This is a genomic window from Pseudomonadota bacterium, assembly GCA_022361155.1.
Lineage (GTDB): Bacteria > Myxococcota_A > Polyangia > Polyangiales > JAKSBK01 > JAKSBK01.
The window spans coordinates 1-17,581 of sequence record JAKSBK010000093.1 but is presented as its reverse complement, the minus strand read 5'-3'; the positions used below and the strand labels follow the sequence as shown (position 1 = coordinate 17,581).

Here is a 17,581-nt window from a genome sequence, read left to right as displayed (position 1 = left end):
CAGCTCGGCTACGCGCCCTGACCCGCATCGGTATCTGGGATCTAGTACCTCGCCACAGGAATCCTGATCGTTTGGCCCCAGCCCTGGCGCCCGCTGGCGGCGTTGGGACCTCCTCGAATATGCGCTGCACAGCATCGAAATGAACCGCAGTCTGCGTCGATTCGATGACCCGAGCGTCGCCAATTGCTCGCCGACTTATGTACGTAATCACGGATACAGGACACTAGATCCCAGATACCGATGCGGGTCAGGGCGCGTAGCCGAGCTGCCGCAGCTGCTCTCGAGTCGTGGGATCGATGTCGGTCTCTTCTGACTCCAGCCGCCTCGACCGCTCGCCCGGATTCGAAAACCACCAGCGGCGCCTGTCCTTTGCACCCAAGAACTGGCCCAGCATGATGCGGCAGTAGCGCATGGCAACGGGGTGCTGATGCCGGCTCAGCTCGCGCTTTTCGCCCGGATCCGCTTCCAGGTCGAACAGGGTGGCCTGGGTCCCGTTCAGCACCAGCTTCCAGCGCCCGGCCCGAATCGCGCGCCGGTCGTCCAGGAAGTCGCTGAACGCGACCTGGGGCCCGAACGGCAGTGCGCCGCGCATGTGGGCCATTCGGTCGTGTCCCTCCATCGCATCCGGTATGGCTACGCCCGCTGCCGACAGGATCGTGGGCGCGATGTCCAGCGTGCTGAGCGAGGTCTTTATGCGCCTGCCCGCAGGCAGCACGCCGGGCAAGCGCATCGTCAGCGGCACGTGCAGCAGCTCCTGGTACAGCGAGTGGCCGTGTCCGTAGGAGCCGTGGTCCGCGAATTCCTCTCCGTGATCGGACGTGACCACGAAGAGACTGCGATCGTACAATCCGAGCTTCTTCAGCTTGGCGATGAAGCGTGCGAGGTGATGGTCGTGGTAGCTGATCTCCCCATCATGCAACGCCTCGAGCCGTCGCAGGTCGCGCGAGCTGAACTTGACCTTGGGTGGATTGCGCTTGGCCCGCTCGAGCAGCGACGCGGTCATGCGAGGCCGCACCTGGCCGCGGTAGGGACGGGGATCGTACAACTTGAGAAAGCGGGCCGGCGGATCGTAGGGCACGTGCGGATCGATGGTCTGCACGTAGGCGAAGAAGCGACGATCCTTGTTCGCCTCGATCCACGCCCCCGCCTCGCGAAACACGTTCTCCGCCTCGGTGCGCTTGTGCTCGCGGATGTAGTTCGTGTAGTGGTCCCAGCCTTTCTTGAAGCCGAACTTGTTGGACACGTAGCCGTTGGCGATGAAGGAAGCCGTGGCCAAGCCAGCTTGCTTGAACACCTCGCTGACCATCAGCGCACGGCGCGGCAGACGCGCCGAGCTGGTCTTGGTGCGGTGTGTGGCAGGGTGCAGCCCGGTCAATACCGATGCGACCGACGGCTTGGTCCAGTTCTCCGGCGCCTGCGCCTGTTCGAACAGCACGGATTCGGCCGCCACCTGATCGAGGGCGGGCGTCTGCACGGGCGAGCTCTCGCGGTAAGCACGGAGCTTGTCCGCCCTCAGCGTGTCGATCAGCAGCACGATCACGTTGTCGGCCCGGGTCGGGGGCGGGGCGGGCGCTGCCGCCTTGGCGACAACGATGCGAGGTTCGCTCCAGGCAACGCTGCCGGAGCCACCCTGGGCGACGAGATCGAGGCGGATCACCTGGCCACCGAAGCGTTCGAGCGAGATGCTGTGGGCCTTCCATTCCCCTTGAACGGTCGTGCTCAGGACGCGCTGGCTCTTCCGCCCCGCCGGGGTCACCAGCACGCTCGCGGTCGGCAGCGGCCCCCGCGTTGCTCTACTGCTCAGCTGCAGCCTCAGGCGTGCGCCGGTAGGTAGCCGCAGGTAGAAGCTCAACCGGGTAGGAGCCTGCAGCACCAAGGCGCTCTTGCGCTGACCTGCCACCTCAAGGGATCTCACGAGCGCCGGGTTGCGTGAGGGCGCCGCGACCTGCCCCGCCGAAGGCTGCGCGATCTGGAGCCAGTCCATCGCCGCGGACACCCTGCGACCCGCGACCCGCCGGGTGCCACCGAAGCGCAGCAGCAACTGGTTTTCCCCCACTCTGAGCTTGCTGGCCGTGACCGGGACCTCGTGCTCGACAAAGCCTGCCAAGCGATCGAGGCGCACGCTCGGCAGCGGCTTGTTGTTGAGGAACAGCAGCAGCCGCTTGCCGGCAAAGGCCCTCATGCGAAACCGCAGCGTCGCATCCGCAGGCGCGTCACGCTGAAAATAGACGCGGGCCGTGGTGCCCTGCACGTAGGTGAACTCGGTGGCTCCCTGCTTGGCATCCGCGCCCCAACCCGTCTTCCAGCCGCCGTTGGTGTACTTCAGTCTCGCAGGCGTGCCGAAATCGATGAACAGACCGTGGTGGTCCACGTCCGCGAGATGCGAGCTCCGTTGCAGGTCCAGGTGCTCCAGGGCCTGACCTTGCACGACGGCCGGAACCCAAACAACGCTCAGCAACAGGTGCCATGCTCGCATGCTCGAGCTCCTCGAACTAGGGCGCTTGTACGATGCGCGTGTGGCCACGCCGAATGACGACATAGCGGAAACTGGCTTCAGCACCATCCTCGAACATGAGCTCGTGCCGCCCCTCCGGCAACGCGACCTGCACGGGGGGCCTGCCGAGCACCTGCTTGCCGATGCGTAGCTCGGCGCCAAGGTTCGCCCCGCCCGCCTCGACTACCAGCAAGCCTTGATCGGCAGCCACGGTCACGCCCCGGCCGTGATCGATGAACGGCAGCTCCCTGGCGAGCCCCGCTGGTACCGGCGTCTGGGTTGGCTCCTTGGGCGCCACGCTGCCGGGCACGGGGACTTGGGCCGCGCTCACCGGCGCCGGCGAACTGCGAGGGCGCTCGCTCGCAAGCTCGGGTTCCGGGAGCTCGGGCTCCGGGAGCTCAGGATCCGACAAGGCATCGGACCCCGCCGGTCCGCTCTCGAACCTGCGCCATAGATCCCCCATGACTCCCGTGTGCCACATGCGCACGGTCACGAATCCGAGCAACGCGCACGCTGCGAGCAACAGCGCGAAGCGAAGGCTCGAGCCGCGTTGCTGTGACGCCAGGCCGCCTTCGTTGGCCTGGCGGGCGCCCGGGGCATCGGCCACGCCAGCGGCGCTCTGCCGCCGCAGTGCGGACGGTGCGACGCTGCCCAGCGTGACCGGAACGCCTGCGGCGTTGTTGGCACGCTTGTTTGCCGGCCCTGCGCCAGCCTGCGGGTCCTCGAGCTGGCGCAGCTTCGCGCTCGCCCGGAGGCGCTCCGAAGGTGCCGATCGTGGCGCCGACACCCAGTCGGCTTCGGACGCTGGCCGCGCGCGGCCCACCGCTGGTGTGGCAGGTGCCGCCGCCGGCTCGCACGCGACGGGCTCCCGCTGCTCGGACGCCGGCTCGGACGTGCCGGGCTCTCGCTGCTCGGACGCCGGCTCGGACGTGCCGGGCTCCCGCTGCTCGGCCGCTGGCTCGGACGTGCCGGGCAGCATGACCACGTCGATGACCACGGAACGCAGAGCCAACCCGCGCAAGGCGCTCGCGAGCCCTTGATCGGTGACGCGGCCTTCCATCAGCAGACGCCGGGGCTGGTCCCCCTGCGCCAGCCGATCCAGCGCGGCCTGCAAAGGCGCAGGGAAACCGCCCCTTGCACCTGCCAGCGTTTCGGGCTCGAAAGCGATCTGCTCCACGCGCTCCAAGCTGCCGGGAGCCAGGGTTTCCAGCATGCCGTTGAGATGAACCGAACCCGAGTGCAGGGTATCGGCCAGGCCTTGCTCGAAGACCCGGGGCACAGAGCTGTCGTTGCTGCGCACCAAGAAACGACCGCTTTTCATCCCGACCAGCGCCTGCAGTGCAGCCGAACCGTGGCGCGACCCACCCGAGCTGCAGCTGCGAGTCAGGCTGGCGAGGGCACCTGCTCGGATCTCGACTGCCACCCGCTGCATTGCGTCGCGCAGCACCACGCTCGCGTTCGGTCGCTCCCGCGCCACCGTTGTCAGGAGCATGAACACACCGAGCCCCTGCAGCCGCCCGCGCACTTCGCCGCTCCGGCGCAGCTCGGCCTCGAGGCGTGCTCGAGGCCGAAGCACGTCGGCTACCGCTGCTACGATCTGCGCGGTCCCGGTTTCCTTCGGCAGGTAGCCGCTGGCACCAGAGCGCAGGTCGCGCATCCGCTGCAGGAAATCCTCCTTCCAGGACAGCAGGATCACCGGAAGGTCAGCCAACTCGACATCGTTCTTGAGGGCGCGGCACAGCCCGAAGCCGTCCAGCTCAGGCATGAGTATGTCGCTGAGCACGGCATCGGGACGCTGGGCACGAATGCGCTGCAGCGCGCTGACGCCATCGCTGGCCTCCACCACGACCGCACCTGCCTCGCGCAGCACGCCCGTGAAGAACCAAACCACGGCCGGATCGTCGTCGACCACCAGCACACGCCGGCCCCGAAGCCTCGACGCGCGCGCCTGCGCCGGGGGGGTGCTGTCGTCCTCGGCAAGGGACAGCACGGAAGGCAGCTCCCCCGCTGGTGGCTGGAATCGCACCTTGCCCCCGGTGTGCTGGGTCAGATGGGCCCGTATACGGCCGATGGCAGACCACGCCACAGCCTTGATCTCCGAGCTCGCGCCCAGCGACAAACGGATGTCTGTGCCACTGTCAACGCTGGCGAGCCCACGGCGCACCGTGTCGGCAACCCGCTGCGCGATCTCGTCGACCGTGGCCTCCACGATCTCATCCAGCGGGTCCGGAGCATCCGCGCCGCGCTCCACAAGGCCCCGCACGGTGTCAGCGAGCTGCTGGCCGCTCGGCGGCCGACCGATAAACCCCTGAGCGCCGGCCTGACGCGCCAGGCGAGCGCCGTCCCGGCTTGCCGTCACCAGCACCGTTGGGATGGCGCCCAGCAGCGGCCGCTCCCGCAGCTTCCGCACCCACTGGGGATCGTCCTGCTCGACTACGCGGGCATCGAGCAGAATCAGGTCGGGATCCGCGGCCTGGGCCAAACGCAGCCCCTCGTCTGCCGCGGGAGCTATAAGCAGCTCGGCGCTTTCGTCGGGCAACGCACGCCGCAACGGGTGCTCGAGCTCCGGATCCCCCACGAAGAGCACGGTCAGGGCGTGCGCCTCGGTACCGTGGGCGGGGACTTCCTGCAACGATGCATCGCGCACCCAGCTTGCGGCAGACGGGCGTTTCGGCTGGCTTGACGCCTTGCGCGGCTGCGGGGAAACCGGTGCGGGCGGCCCTGCCTGCTGCCTTGCCGGCTGCCTTGCCGGGCTCTTCTTCGCGCGCCCGCTCGGGCGAGCCTCGACCGCCTGAATAGCCCTGGCGGAGCTCGCGTCAGCCTCGGCGGGGGCCATCAGGGTAGCCACGAGATCGCTCAGGGCGCGTTGCTCGCCCGCTCCGAGTGCCCTTTCGTCCTCGCGCGCGCTGTCGAGCATGGCCAGTACCCGCCGCAGAACCAGCACCAGGTCGGGCTCGTCAAAGATCTGGGCCGACGCGTACAGGGCGTGCACGCGCCGCCGGACCTCCTCCAGGTGGGTTTGAGACTGCGGTTGCTCGCCGAGCACCCGTGCGACGTCCCCCAGCTCCTTTGCCTTGCGGGACAACGTTTCCAAGAAACGCGCCCGGGCCGCACCAAGCGCCGTGTCCTGTCGATGCAGCGTAGCCATGTGCCCATTTTACGTGCTCGATCCCGCGAGTCTAGGTTTGCGCAAGAGGCCGCCGGAGCCCCGGTCGGCTGCAATCCCATGCAATCGGGCGCCCTTCGCCCGAGCGCGTCCTCGGAGAGCGCCCCGAAGCTCGTACCTCGATTCCCGGACAGCACGGGCGGCACACCGATACCAGGAAAGGCGCCCACAAGGATCCGGCGCACTCGGAGGGGCGCAATTCGCGTGGGGTAGCCGCTCGACCCGAGGCGTTTGCTTGCAACCCTCGCGCATCGTACGCCGAAAGGGATGCGATTCATCGATGAGGTCACGATTCGCGTCGAGGCCGGCGACGGTGGCGACGGCTGCGCGGCGATGCGGCGCGAGAAGTACCGCCCGCTCGGAGGCCCCTGTGGCGGCGACGGCGGTCAGGGCGGCCATATCGTACTGGAAGCCGACGTGCGACTCGGCACGCTGGTCGACCTACGCTACAGGCGCTTGCTGCGCGCCGAACGCGGCGCGCACGGGCGCGGCAAGGACCAACATGGTCGTGCAGGCAAATCGCTGACAGCACGCGTTCCTGTGGGAACGCTGGTATTCGACGCAGACACGGGAGAGCTGCTCGAGGACTTGGCGGCGCCGGCCGCGCATTTCGTGGCCGCGCGCGGGGGACGAGGAGGCCGAGGCAACATGCACTTTGCCGCGCCCCAGCTGCGAGCCCCGACCTTTGCGGAACCGGGCGCACGCGGCGAACAACGCAGCCTGCGTCTCGAGCTCAAGCTGATCGCCGACGTCGGCATCGTGGGCTTCCCCAACGCGGGCAAGAGCACACTCATCCGCGCGGTGTCCCGCGCCCAGCCCAAGGTAGCCGACTATCCTTTCACCACGCTCGTGCCGAAGCTCGGGGTGGTCTCGCTGAGCGACGAACGCAGCTTCGTGCTCGCGGACATCCCGGGCATCATCGAAGGTGCATCCGAGGGTGCGGGACTCGGCCTGCGCTTTTTGCGGCACATCGAACGCACGCGGGTCCTGCTTTTCTTGGCTTGCCCGGAGTATGGTGCGCCGCCGGTGCAGGATCAGTTCGCCGCGCTCGAGCGTGAGCTGCGGCAGTTCGACTCGGCTCTGAGCTCCCGACCCGCACTGTACGCCGTCTCCAAGCTGGATCTCCCGGAGGCTCGAGCCGCATTCGAAGCAACGCGCCAGCGCGAATTCGAGGCGGGCCGAGTGGTCCACGGTGTCTCGGCCATCAGCCGGGAGGGTGTTACGAGCTTGCTCGAGGGGCTCTGGGACAAGCTTCAGCAGGCAGCTTGACAAAGGCGGAAGCAGCGCGCATGCGGAGGCCCATGTCCGGCAACCAGGAGCAAATCGAGTACTGGAATGGCATTACCGCGGAACGCTGGGTCCAGAACCAGGAGCTGATCGACCAGGCCATACAACCTTTCGGAGATGCTGCGCTCGAACGGCTAGAGCTTCGCCCCGGCCAGCACGTCCTCGACGTGGGCTGCGGCTCGGGAACCTGCAGTGTTCGTTTGGCTGCACGAGTGGGCCCCGATGGAAGCGTGCTCGGCATGGACATCTCGGCACCCATGCTCGAACACGCGCGCAATCGCGCACAGACCGTCAAGAACCTGAGTTTCACCGAAGCGGACGCGAGCGAACACTCCTTCACGCCGAACTACGACGCCGCCTACTCGCGTTTCGGAGTCATGTTCTTCGCCGATCCCACGGCCGCATTCGCCAACCTGCGCACTGCGCTCAAGCCTTCGGCGCGCCTGGCATTCGTCTGCTGGCGCGAAGCCGAGCACAACCCGTGGTGCCTGACCCCCATGGCCGCCGTCGTGAAGCTGCTGCCCGAGCCGCCCCCCGAGCCCGAGCCGGACGCACCCGGACCGTTCGCCTTGGCGGATCGCGCTCGGCTCGACGATGTGCTGCGCAGCGCCGGCTTCGACCGGGTACTAATCGAAGCCCTGGATCTCGACGTCAGGTTGTCGGAAACGGGACTGGAAGGCGCCGTGGACTTCGCCATGCGCGTGGGGCCGCCGGCGGGGCTGCTGGCCGAGGCCCCCGAAGACGTGGTCAGCCGAGCTCGCGTCGAGATCGAGCGAGCGCTCGAGCCGTTTGTGCATGACCAATCGGTAGCTCTGCCCGGCGCCGCCTGGGTGGTGTCGGCCCGCGTGGGCTGACAACTCGGCCGAGTGCTCGGCTGCCCGGCGGCTCGGCCAACACACGTTTTGGTTTTCGGCGGCCCGCAGATCCTGGCTTCGTCCTTGCACCCGGAACCAGCTCCTGCCGCTGGGCGCAGCGCTTTGTTACGCGGTAGCTATGCTGCCCTGCACAACAACCCGGAGCCTGGGGTATGCTATGCCGGACTGCCCGCGGAAGCATCCGGCTACTGCAACGGCCGTTGGCCACGCCCACGACGGCCTTGTTGCACCACCGCCGACGCGCGCCGCACTGATCCTCTGCTTTGGGGGTAGATCCCACGCCCGCCGCTACCCGACGTTATGAACCGAACCCCTCGAACCGAAACCGCAATTCTAAGGGCAATCAGCCTCTTGCTTGCCCCCATCCACATCCTTTTCTGCCCCGCCGCCATGGCAAGCCCGGACAACACGCAATCCATCTCCGGCAGAGTCACCGACCAAGCTGGGCAAGGACTGGCTGGAGTCTCCGTCCTTCTCAAAGGTACTGCCAATCGAACCCTGACGGACAGCGATGGAAACTACGAGCTGGCCCTTCCCAAGACTACCAAAGCCGCCTCGAAGGCCGCCGAGCTCATCATCTCCCACACAGGCTATTCGACTCAAACGGTGCCTGTCCAGGGCAGACGTGCCCTTGATCTTCGGCTGACAACGGACGCACCCGATGCCGAAGAAATCGTCGTCGTCGGCTACGGCTCGAAAGAAAAGACGGTGGTATCCGGGTCGATCGCCCAAGCCTCGGGAACCGAAATCCTGGCCAGCCCCTCCGCGAACCTGGGCCCCTCACTGGCTGGGCGCCTCCCCGGCGTCACCATCAACCAACGAAGCGGCGAGCCCGGCCACGACGGCGTCAGCATCCTCGTCCGAGGCCATAACTCCATCGGCAACAACTCCGCGCTCATCGTCGTGGATGGCGTCCCCGGAAGAGACTGGCTTGACCGACTCGACCCCAACGACATCGAGTCGATTACCCTGCTCAAGGACGCTTCCGCTGCCATCTACGGCGCGCGCGCAGCCGGTGGCGTCATCCTCGTCACCACCAAGCGAGGCGCCTTGGGCCAGCCCCGGATTACCTTCAACTACAACCATGGCTTCGTAACCCCGACACGTTTGCCCACAATGGCCGATTCCTATTCCCTCGCTCTCGCCACAAACGTGTTTGACGTCGAAAGTGGACAACCCCCCACCCATTCCCCCGACGACCTCCAGAAGTTCCTCGACGGATCAAGTCCCCTAACCCACCCTAATACGGACTGGTATGATCACCTGTTCAAAGACATCTCCCACCAGTCTCGCCAGTCTCTGCAACTAGTAGGTGGTACCGAGGATCTGAAGTACTTTCTCTCCCTAGGAAGGTCGCAACAAGACGGTCTATATACGGGTGGGGTCACCAAATTCACCCAGTACAACCTTCGATCCAAAATCGATACACGCATCACCGATGACCTACGCATCTCCGGGGACGTCGCAGCCCGGCGAGAAAATGGAATAACTACCGGACGCTCTCCATGGTTCATCTTCTGGATGACGCACAGGCAACCATCGACCGACCTCGCCGTATTCCCCGACGGCTCCTACTCGCAGGGCCTGGGAGGCATCAACCCGCTCGCTGTTGTCAGGGAGTCGGGATACCGCAAAAGGCAAGCCAACATTCTCCAAACCACCCTACGATTTGATTACACGATCCCCGGACTCACAGGCCTATCTCTTGATGGGTTCCTCGCAGCCGACAGCTGGAACAGCTTCAGCAAAGACTGGAGCACACCTTGGGACTACTCCACATACGATCCCACCGCCAATACATACACCACCTACCAAAGCTCCTACCAGGACACCATATCCCTAAACGAATATACCAGCCGGAGCTACTCCATCACCCCGAACGTGAAGCTCAACTACGCCAATACTTTCGGAGCACACGATGTCAGCGGATTCATCGCCTACGAGCAAAGAACGGGGAATGGCTCCTGGAATCACGTTGGTAGAAATAAGTTCGCCACCGAGTCGATACAGCAAATATCGGCCGGGAGCGCAGACCCCAGCGAATCCAGAACCCGCGGATCCGCCTCCAAGAGCGCCAGACAGAACTACTTCGGACGCGCTTCCTACACTTACGCGAAAAAGTACATTGTCGATGCCACCGCGCGCCTGGATGGTTCCTCCAACTTCCCCGAGGGAGGACGCTTTGGTTTCTTTCCCGGCGCGTCGGCCGCCTGGCGCATTTCCGAGGAGCCGTTCATGCGTGCTGTTCCGCTGATCGACGAGTTGAAGCTGCGAACATCCTACGGCCAGCTCGGCAACGACCGTGTTACTCCCTTTCTCCATCTGCAGACCTACACACCCACCACCGCCTTCGTAACCGGCACGGGGCAGCTTCTTTCCGGCATACGACCCAAAGGTGCACCAGTCTCCGGCGTAACCTGGGAAACTACCGAGACCATGAACCTGGGCCTCGACACGTCCCTTCTCGATGGAAGGGTCACGGTGACACTGGATGCCTTCCGGAGCACGACCACGGATATGCTCATCGCCCGGCAGGACTCCGTGCCTGCACTTGCGGGCATCGGAACGCTGCCACCCGAGAACGCCGGAACCATGCAAAACAAGGGGATCGAGGCCCTTGTCTCCTATGGTGACAGCATCCGCGACTTCGTTTTCAATGTCTCCGCCAATTTCTCGTTCGCCCGCAACAAGGTGACGTTCATCGATGAAGCCTTCAATGAGACAGCCCCCTGGCAGTCCAAGACTGGCAGAAGGCATGGGACCGGTCTGTACTACGATGCGATAGGCATCTACAGGACCGAAGCGGACCTGCTGCAGTATCCAGCCAAGCTACCCGGGAGTGCACTTGGCGATTTGATCCTCCGGGATGTGAACGGAGATGGTGAGATCACGGGCCTGGACAGGATTCCCATCGCCCTGAATTCAGTACCCGAGATTTCCTTTGGGGTGAACTTCAGCGCCTCGTTCCGAGGCTTTGACCTGTCAGCGTTGCTGCAGGGCCAGGCAAGGGCGATTCGCTCTGTGGGTCTGAAGCCGACACGAGGGGAGAGTATCTACCAGTGGCAAACCGACTACTGGACGCCGGATTTTCCCAACGCCGCTTTTCCAGATATCACCAATGAGGCGAACTACCAGCACAACAGCACTTTTTGGCTGAGAAGCGCGGCCTTCATCAGGTTAAAGACCTTGGAAATTGGCTACACGCTTCCAGACACCATTGCGGACATGCTTGGCCTGGGAAAGACGCGAGTCTACGCCTCGGTGTTTAACATGTTCACGCTCTCGGGCATCAAGGACCTGGATCCAGAGAGTACCGGCGCAACCCAGCATCCGCAGACCAGGGTCGTCAACCTAGGGATTAGAGCGTCCAATTTCTAGATGGACAGCCAGCTTTTGGACAGGAAGAGAGCATGAGAAGCGCGAAGTTGACGATCCTGGCGATGTCGCTTATGGCAACTGCATGCCAGGGCAGTATTCTGGACTTGCATCCCCTGAACGACCTTCCTGCAGAGCTTGTCTTCGCCGACCCAGCGCTGGTGGAGGCATTCGTGAACCAGGCTTACGGCGAGGGTGTCCGTCATGGGTTTTGGCGCCGGGGCGACGTCTGCGTGGACGCGCTTTCCGGCGACGTGAGGCACACCCACTGGCGGGGATCCAAGGAGTTCGTCACGGCGGCTACGACTGCGGACAATGGCGAGGCCGCGACTGCCGGCCTGTGGGGTGCGTCCTATCGCGTCATCAGAAACATCAATATCTTCTTTGCGAATATCGAGTCCTCTGCAGTGGACGCAGACCGGAGGGCACAGCTCATCGCGGAGATGCAGTTCATTCGAGCTTGGATCTATGCGGACCTGATTCGCTGGTATGGAGGAGTTCCGCTCATCGACGAAATCTTCACTACGACGGATACGCATAAGTTTGCCGCGCTCGTGAGGAGCAGCTACGACGAGGTAGTAGCAAGGATCGTGACGGACCTTGACCAGGCAATTCCGCTCCTTCCACCAACGGACAACAATGGCAAGGCCACACAAATGGCGGCCATGGCACTCAAGTCACGGGTGCTGCTGTACGCCGCGAGCCCTTTGAATAACCCATCGAATGACCCGGGGAAATGGATAGCAGCACGGGATGCAGCGAAGGCTGTCGTTGATGCGATAGCTGACCAGACGCTGCACCCGAGCTATGCGGAGGTCTTCCTGTCGACCACGTCGGAGACGCTCTGGGCGCGGACCTTCGCGGGCGGTACTACCGGTCAAGGCCACTCGGTCAACCTTGCCAACAGTCCGAACGGATACAACGGCTGGGGTGGCAACAACCCGCTGCAGGGCTTGGTAGACGCCTATGACATGAGCAATGGGCTGCCGATTACCGATCCTAACAGTGGCTACAATCCGCAAGACCCGTACCTGAACCGGGATCCCCGGTTCTACGCCACGATCAATCACAACGGCGCTATGTGGAAGGGCCGGCAAATCGAGACTTTCAATGGTGGATTGGACACCAAGGAAGGGCCGGTTCAGGATTGGAACGGAACGCACAGTGGTTACTACATGCGAAAGTTTCTCAGGGAGAGTGAGCCGGTTAGCGAAACCGTCCCCAGCACCACGCCTTGGCCGTTTTTCAGAAAGGCCGGTGCGTACCTCAACTACGCGGAAACGCTGCTCGCGCTGGGGGACGAAATCAATGCAAAGATATGGATGAACAAGACTCGGGCTCGAGTGGGCATGCCGGACATCACAGAAACCGGCTGGCCGCTGGTGGAGAGGTATCGCCAGGAAAGACGGGTTGAGCTGGCGTTTGAAGAACACCGGCTGTTTGACATCCTGCGTTGGATGATAGCGGACCAGGTACTGAACACGCCGGCAGGAGGGGTTACCATCGTGAAGGATGCCGCCGGCCTGTTGAGCTACGACTACACGACGAAGAAGCCGATACCGGATAGAGCATTCGATGCCACGAAGCACTACCGGATGCCCATACCGAGAAGTGAGATCGATAAGGCCCCGATGCTTCTACAGAACCCCGGCTACAACTGAGAAGGAACGGCACCCGCGGGCATCGTCATGGAAGTAGCCGGTCACGGGGATCCGAGCCCGTTGTCCGTTTGACTCCTGAGTCCATACTCTCCACGACCGGATCCGCGCACGCAGTCTGCGTGCCGCGCAGCGGTACCGCCTCCGACCTGGCGCTGCCATGGGATCTCGCCGGTGGCAGGCGCTCGGGATGCAGCATGGAATAGACCACGGGAATCAGCAGCAACGTGATCGCCGTCGACGCGGTGAGACCACCAATGACAGCACGCGCCAGCGGAGCCTGGGCCTCGGCACCCTCGCCAACGCCGAACGCGAGCGGCAGCAGGCCGAGGATGGTGGTCATGGTCGTCATGAGGATCGGACGCAGCCTCCGCCGTCCCGCCTCCGAAACCGCGGCGTGTGTGTCCATGCCCTGCGCACGCAGCTGTCCCGCCTGATCGATGAGCAGGATGGCGTTGTTGACCGCGATCCCCCCGAGCATGATACAGCCGATATACGACTGCACGTTGAGCGTGGAGCCGGTCAGCCACAACGCCAGCAGCACGCCGGTGGCGGCAACGGGCACCGAGAGTATGACGACGAAAGGGTCGCGCAACGACTCATACTGGCAGGCGAGCACCATGTAGACCAACACGAGCGCGAGCAGCAGGCTCAAGACGAGCTCCTGCGCCGCCTTTTGTTGCTCCTCGAACGCTCCGGCCAGCACCAGATCGTAGCCGAGCGGTCGCGGGATGCGAGCCAGCTTCGCCTGCACGTCGGCCCCCACCGAGCCCAAATCTCGACCTGCCACGTTGGCGGTCACGCTGACCAGCCGCTGCTGTTCCTTGCGGTCGATCAGGACTGGACCGCGGCCCCGGTCGACCGTCACGACGTTGCGCAAGGCGACCGTGTCTCCGGCCGGCGTCTCGAGCGTCAGGTCCAGGATTTGCTCGAGCGAGAGCCGTTCCGCGTCCCGGAACTGCACGAGAATGCGGTACTGCTTGCCGTGCGGCCGGTATTCGCCGGCCTGGCGCCCTGCCACTGCAATCTCAATGACCTCTGCTACCTGGCGCGCGCTTAGCCCCAGCTGTGCGGCCTTATCTGTCTCGACGCGCAGCTCCGCCTGCGGGACTCCGTCCTTGCGCGTGCTCTCGACGTCCGTGACGCCGGGCACGTCTGCGAGCGCCTCGACGACTCGCGCGGCAAGCGCGTCGATCGTCGCAAGCTCGAGTCCCCGAACCTCCACCGTGAGCCCTTCCCCGGCATTGCCAAGCACTCGCTCGAGCACGAACTGTCCTTGCGGCGCCCGAGTCCGCACGATCATGCCTGGGATGCGATTATCGAGTCTGCGCCGTAAATCAGCGGCTATTTCTGCGTTGGATCGTTTGCGTGCCGTCGCTGGCACGAGCGAGAGCTGAATCCTGCCCCGCGCACCGCTGTCGGGCCGGTAGCCAGACGAACCCACACTAACGACGGTCGCGCGTGCCTCCGGCACGTGGGGCTCGATCATCCTCTCCATGAGCTGCGTCTGTCGGTCCACCAGATCGAGCCGCGTGCCGAGCTCCATCTCGCCGCTCAGCCTCACTTCTCCCTCGTCGCTCGGTGGCATGAATTCGTGCCCGACGAGCGGCCACAGCCACAGGCTGAGCGCTGTGGCGCCGCTTGCCAAGGCCAATGTGATCAGCCGCCTGCGCAACGCCGCCTGCAGGAGGTCGCGATAGGCTTCGCCAAGCCTGCTCATCGACTTACCCGCGCTGGCGACGAAGCGGCGCGTCCAGCCCGCACCTCCACCGTCGCGGCCCTCCGCATCGCCCAGGAGCCGCGAGGCAAGCATCGGCACCAGGCTGAGCGCCACCAGCAGTGCGCAGATCAGGGAAAACCCGACCACGAACGCGAGCTCACGAAACAGCAGACCAGCCACGCCGCGTACGAACATCAGCGGCAGGAAGATGATCAAGGTGGTGATCGTGCTTGCGACGATCGCGCCCGCCACCTCGCGTGCTCCGGCGACCGCAGCTGCCTGGCTGGGTTCGCGCTCCTCGCTGCGGCGGCGGAAGATGTTCTCGAGCACGACAATCGAGCTATCGACCATCATGCCGACCCCCAGCGCAAGGCCACCGAGCGTCATCAGATTCAAGCTGAAGCCGCCGAGGTAGACCAGCGCGAAGGTGGCGATCACCGAGATCGGAATCGCGAGCGAGATGATCAGTGTACTGCGCACGTTCCGAAGGAAGAACAGCAACACGAGAACTGCCAATCCACCACCATACATCACCGAGTTGGCCACATTGGAGATCGAGCGCTCGATCAGGTTTCCCTGGTTTATTACCGGAATTATCTCGATCTGTGGAAAGTCTTGGTTGATGCGTTCGATCTCCGCCAGGACTCGCTGGGAAACCTGAACCGTGTTGGCGTCCGCTTGCTTGCGGATCGCGACGCGCAAGCCGAGTTGACCGTTGACACGCACGATCCGGGTTAGCTTCTCGTAACCATCGATGACCGTGGCGAACTGGCCCACGGTGACAGGAGCGCCTTGGCGCACGGTGACCACCGTCTGACGGATCTCGTCGAGATTGCGGTATTCCGCCGGCGTCCGCAGGCGCACCTCATGGCGCCCGTCCTCGATCTCTCCCGCAGGCAGGTCGACGTTCGAGTCGCGGATCGCCCTTAGCACCCGCTCGAGCGGCAGCTCGAGCGCTCGGATGCGTTCGGGATCGAGCTCGACCCTGATCTCCCGATGGTAGCCGCCCCACAGATCGACCTGTGCCACGCCGGGCAAGCGTGCGAAACGGTAGCGTACGTGTTCCTCGATCAGCTCGGTGAGCTCGACCGGGTCGAGATTGCTGGCGATACCAAGCAGCACAACCGGAAAGCTGGCGATGTCGAACTTGCGGATCTGCGGCCGAGTGACGTCCTCAGGCAGCTCGTTTAGCTCGTCCTCGAGACGCGAGCGCACGTCCTGTGCAGCGACATCGATGTCGATGCCCCACGCGAACGCAACCCTCACGCTGCTGTTGCCCTCCGACGAGATCGACGTAATTTCCTCGACCCCAGGCACCGTGGCAATGATCTCCTCGATCGGTTGCGTAACCAGGCGCTCCATGACCTCCGGTGCGGCGCCCTCGTAGCCGGTACGCACCGTAAGCCGGGGCATCTCGATCTCGGGCAGCATGTCGATGCGCAGGCGCGACAGCGAGGCAGCGCCGAGCGTGAGCACGATGAACGTCACCATCGCGGTGAAGATTGGACGGCCCACGCTGAACCCCGGCAGGTTCACGGCTGCCCGTCCGCGCCGGTTGCTGGACCAGCTTCTGCGATTTGGATTTCCGATCCGTCATCGATGAGCTGCTGGCCAAGGGTCACGACGCGCCCGGAGACGCCCTCGCCTTCAACCTGGACCCGGCCACCCTGCCGAATGCCTACGCGCACCGCCCTCCACGCGACGTGCTTGCCGACCTCATCGAGCACGAACAAGCCGTTCCGGCCCTTGCGCACGGTCAGCGCCGAAAAGGGAACGATGGTGGCGTCCTTCACCCGCTCTAGGACGACCTCGGCCCGTATGAACATGCCCGGCTTGAGCAGATGCTCGCGGTTCGGAACCTCGAGCTCCATGCGAGCTTGACGTGAGCTCTTCTGGAATACCGGGGCGATGCGACCAATCTGGGCGCTGAAGCTCCTGCCGGGAAACGCATCGGTCGTGACCCTCGCCGTCTGCCCCGGCCGTACCTGCGCGTACTCCTTTTCGGTGACGTAAACGACAGCGTTGAGCGGCTCGAGATCGACTACCGTCATGAGCGGACTGCCCGGCGCCACGCTGTCTCCTTCGGCGACATGACGCTCGGCTACGACGCGCCTGTCGTCGCCATCGGCCCAGACCGCTGCCACTTTGGTGTAGCTGGATCGGATGCGCGAACGGGCAAGCGTCGCCTGTGCCCGCTTGACCCGTGCCCTCGCCACTTTCACGCGGGTGGCACCCGCCACGTGCCGAGCCTCGGCGCTGTCCAGATCCGAGTCGGACACGACACCGCTGGCTCGCAGTCCACGCAAGCGCTCCAGCTCCCGCGTGGCGAGAACGAGGCCACTTTCGGCGTCCGATACATTCGCGCGCGCCACGGCCAGCTCCGCCGCGGCCTCGCTCACGCCCTGACTCTGCTCGGCGTCGTTCAGCTCGGCCACGACCTGACCCCGCGTGACCTCGTCAGCCAGGTCCACCAGCAAGCGCTCCACACGCCCACTGACGTGGGCAGCCACGACGAAACGGGATTTCGCCTCGATCGTGCCGGAAAAGGTCCGCCGCAGCTCGATCGGCGCTCGCATGACCGCCGCCACCTCGACCGGCGCCGGATCACGCCGGGGTGAAGGACGTGCGGACGCTTCGTCGTCCGCGAGGCGGGCGGCGATCGCAAACCCGACAAGCCCGAGCACGGCCGCAACGACGATGAGTGCTTTGCTGCGCACGTGTTCTGCCGGGATCTAGCATTCGATCCTGGGCCACCGCCAGGCCCCCTACCCGGCCGGCCCGCATTTCAACGATGTGGACGCCTGGCTTTATTGGGCTGGACGGCGAGGCCCCGGCTTAGGGCCCGCCGAAGAATAACTCGATCGGTTGCGGCCGTGCAGGGCGGCGCGCTCGCGGCTTTCGTCCTCGCAAAAATCCTCGCAATAGCGCTGCTATTGCTGCGGTTTTTCCTCCGGGCGCGCCGGCGATCGCATCCACCCTGCGCAGCCGGCCTCGACGAGTTATTCT

8 protein-coding genes are annotated in these 17,581 nt (G+C 64.7%); 4 read left to right on the top strand and 4 right to left on the bottom strand.

Going from position 1 to position 17,581, the window contains the following annotated elements:
• Window positions 1-247 precede the first annotated feature (247 nt).
• Both MJD61_02775 and MJD61_02770 read right to left on the bottom strand, forming a co-directional pair.
• The gene (locus tag MJD61_02775; protein MCG8554204.1) at window positions 248-2,476 is read right to left on the bottom strand and encodes a sulfatase; all 2,229 of its coding nucleotides are present in this window, start codon (window positions 2,474-2,476) and stop codon (window positions 248-250) included.
• Between the two features lie 16 nt (window positions 2,477-2,492).
• On the bottom strand, window positions 2,493-5,642 hold the full coding sequence (locus MJD61_02770; protein ID MCG8554203.1) for a response regulator: 3,150 nt from the start codon (window positions 5,640-5,642) through the stop codon (window positions 2,493-2,495).
• Window positions 5,643-5,927: 285 nt separating this feature from the next.
• Here MJD61_02770 and obgE point away from each other — a divergent pair, with 285 nt between their 5' ends.
• The 4 genes from obgE to MJD61_02750 all read left to right on the top strand — a co-directional run bounded on the left by obgE (window position 5,928) and on the right by MJD61_02750 (window position 12,858).
• A complete protein-coding gene (obgE, locus tag MJD61_02765; GenBank protein MCG8554202.1) occupies window positions 5,928-6,929 on the top strand; it encodes a GTPase ObgE in 1,002 nt (333 codons plus the stop codon).
• 20 nt (window positions 6,930-6,949) lie between these two features.
• On the top strand, window positions 6,950-7,801 hold the full coding sequence (locus tag MJD61_02760; protein ID MCG8554201.1) for a class I SAM-dependent methyltransferase: 852 nt from the start codon (window positions 6,950-6,952) through the stop codon (window positions 7,799-7,801).
• 372 nt (window positions 7,802-8,173) lie between these two features.
• Window positions 8,174-11,200, top strand: a complete 3,027-nt coding sequence (locus tag MJD61_02755; GenBank protein MCG8554200.1) for a TonB-dependent receptor — start codon at window positions 8,174-8,176, stop codon at window positions 11,198-11,200.
• Window positions 11,201-11,232: 32 nt separating this feature from the next.
• A complete protein-coding gene (locus MJD61_02750; GenBank protein ID MCG8554199.1) occupies window positions 11,233-12,858 on the top strand; it encodes a RagB/SusD family nutrient uptake outer membrane protein in 1,626 nt (541 codons plus the stop codon).
• Window positions 12,859-12,883: 25 nt separating this feature from the next.
• Here MJD61_02750 and MJD61_02745 read toward each other — a convergent pair whose 3' ends face one another.
• Window positions 12,884-16,111, bottom strand: a complete 3,228-nt coding sequence (locus tag MJD61_02745) for an efflux RND transporter permease subunit (protein ID MCG8554198.1) — start codon at window positions 16,109-16,111, stop codon at window positions 12,884-12,886.
• Entirely contained in the window at window positions 16,108-17,292 is a 1,185-nt protein-coding gene (locus MJD61_02740) for an efflux RND transporter periplasmic adaptor subunit (protein ID MCG8554197.1), read from the bottom strand. Before MJD61_02740 ends, MJD61_02745 begins: the two co-directional genes overlap by 4 nt.
• Window positions 17,293-17,581: the final 289 nt, after the last annotated feature.

Coding starts and splice junctions, on each gene's coding strand:
- MJD61_02775 (MCG8554204.1), bottom strand. CDS start 2,476: ATGCGAGCATGGCACCTGTTGCTGAGCGTTGTTTGGGTTCCGGCCGTC.
- MJD61_02770 (MCG8554203.1), bottom strand. CDS start 5,642: ATGGCTACGCTGCATCGACAGGACACGGCGCTTGGTGCGGCCCGGGCG.
- obgE (MCG8554202.1), top strand. CDS start 5,928: ATGCGATTCATCGATGAGGTCACGATTCGCGTCGAGGCCGGCGACGGT.
- MJD61_02760 (MCG8554201.1), top strand. CDS start 6,950: ATGCGGAGGCCCATGTCCGGCAACCAGGAGCAAATCGAGTACTGGAAT.
- MJD61_02750 (MCG8554199.1), top strand. CDS start 11,233: ATGAGAAGCGCGAAGTTGACGATCCTGGCGATGTCGCTTATGGCAACT.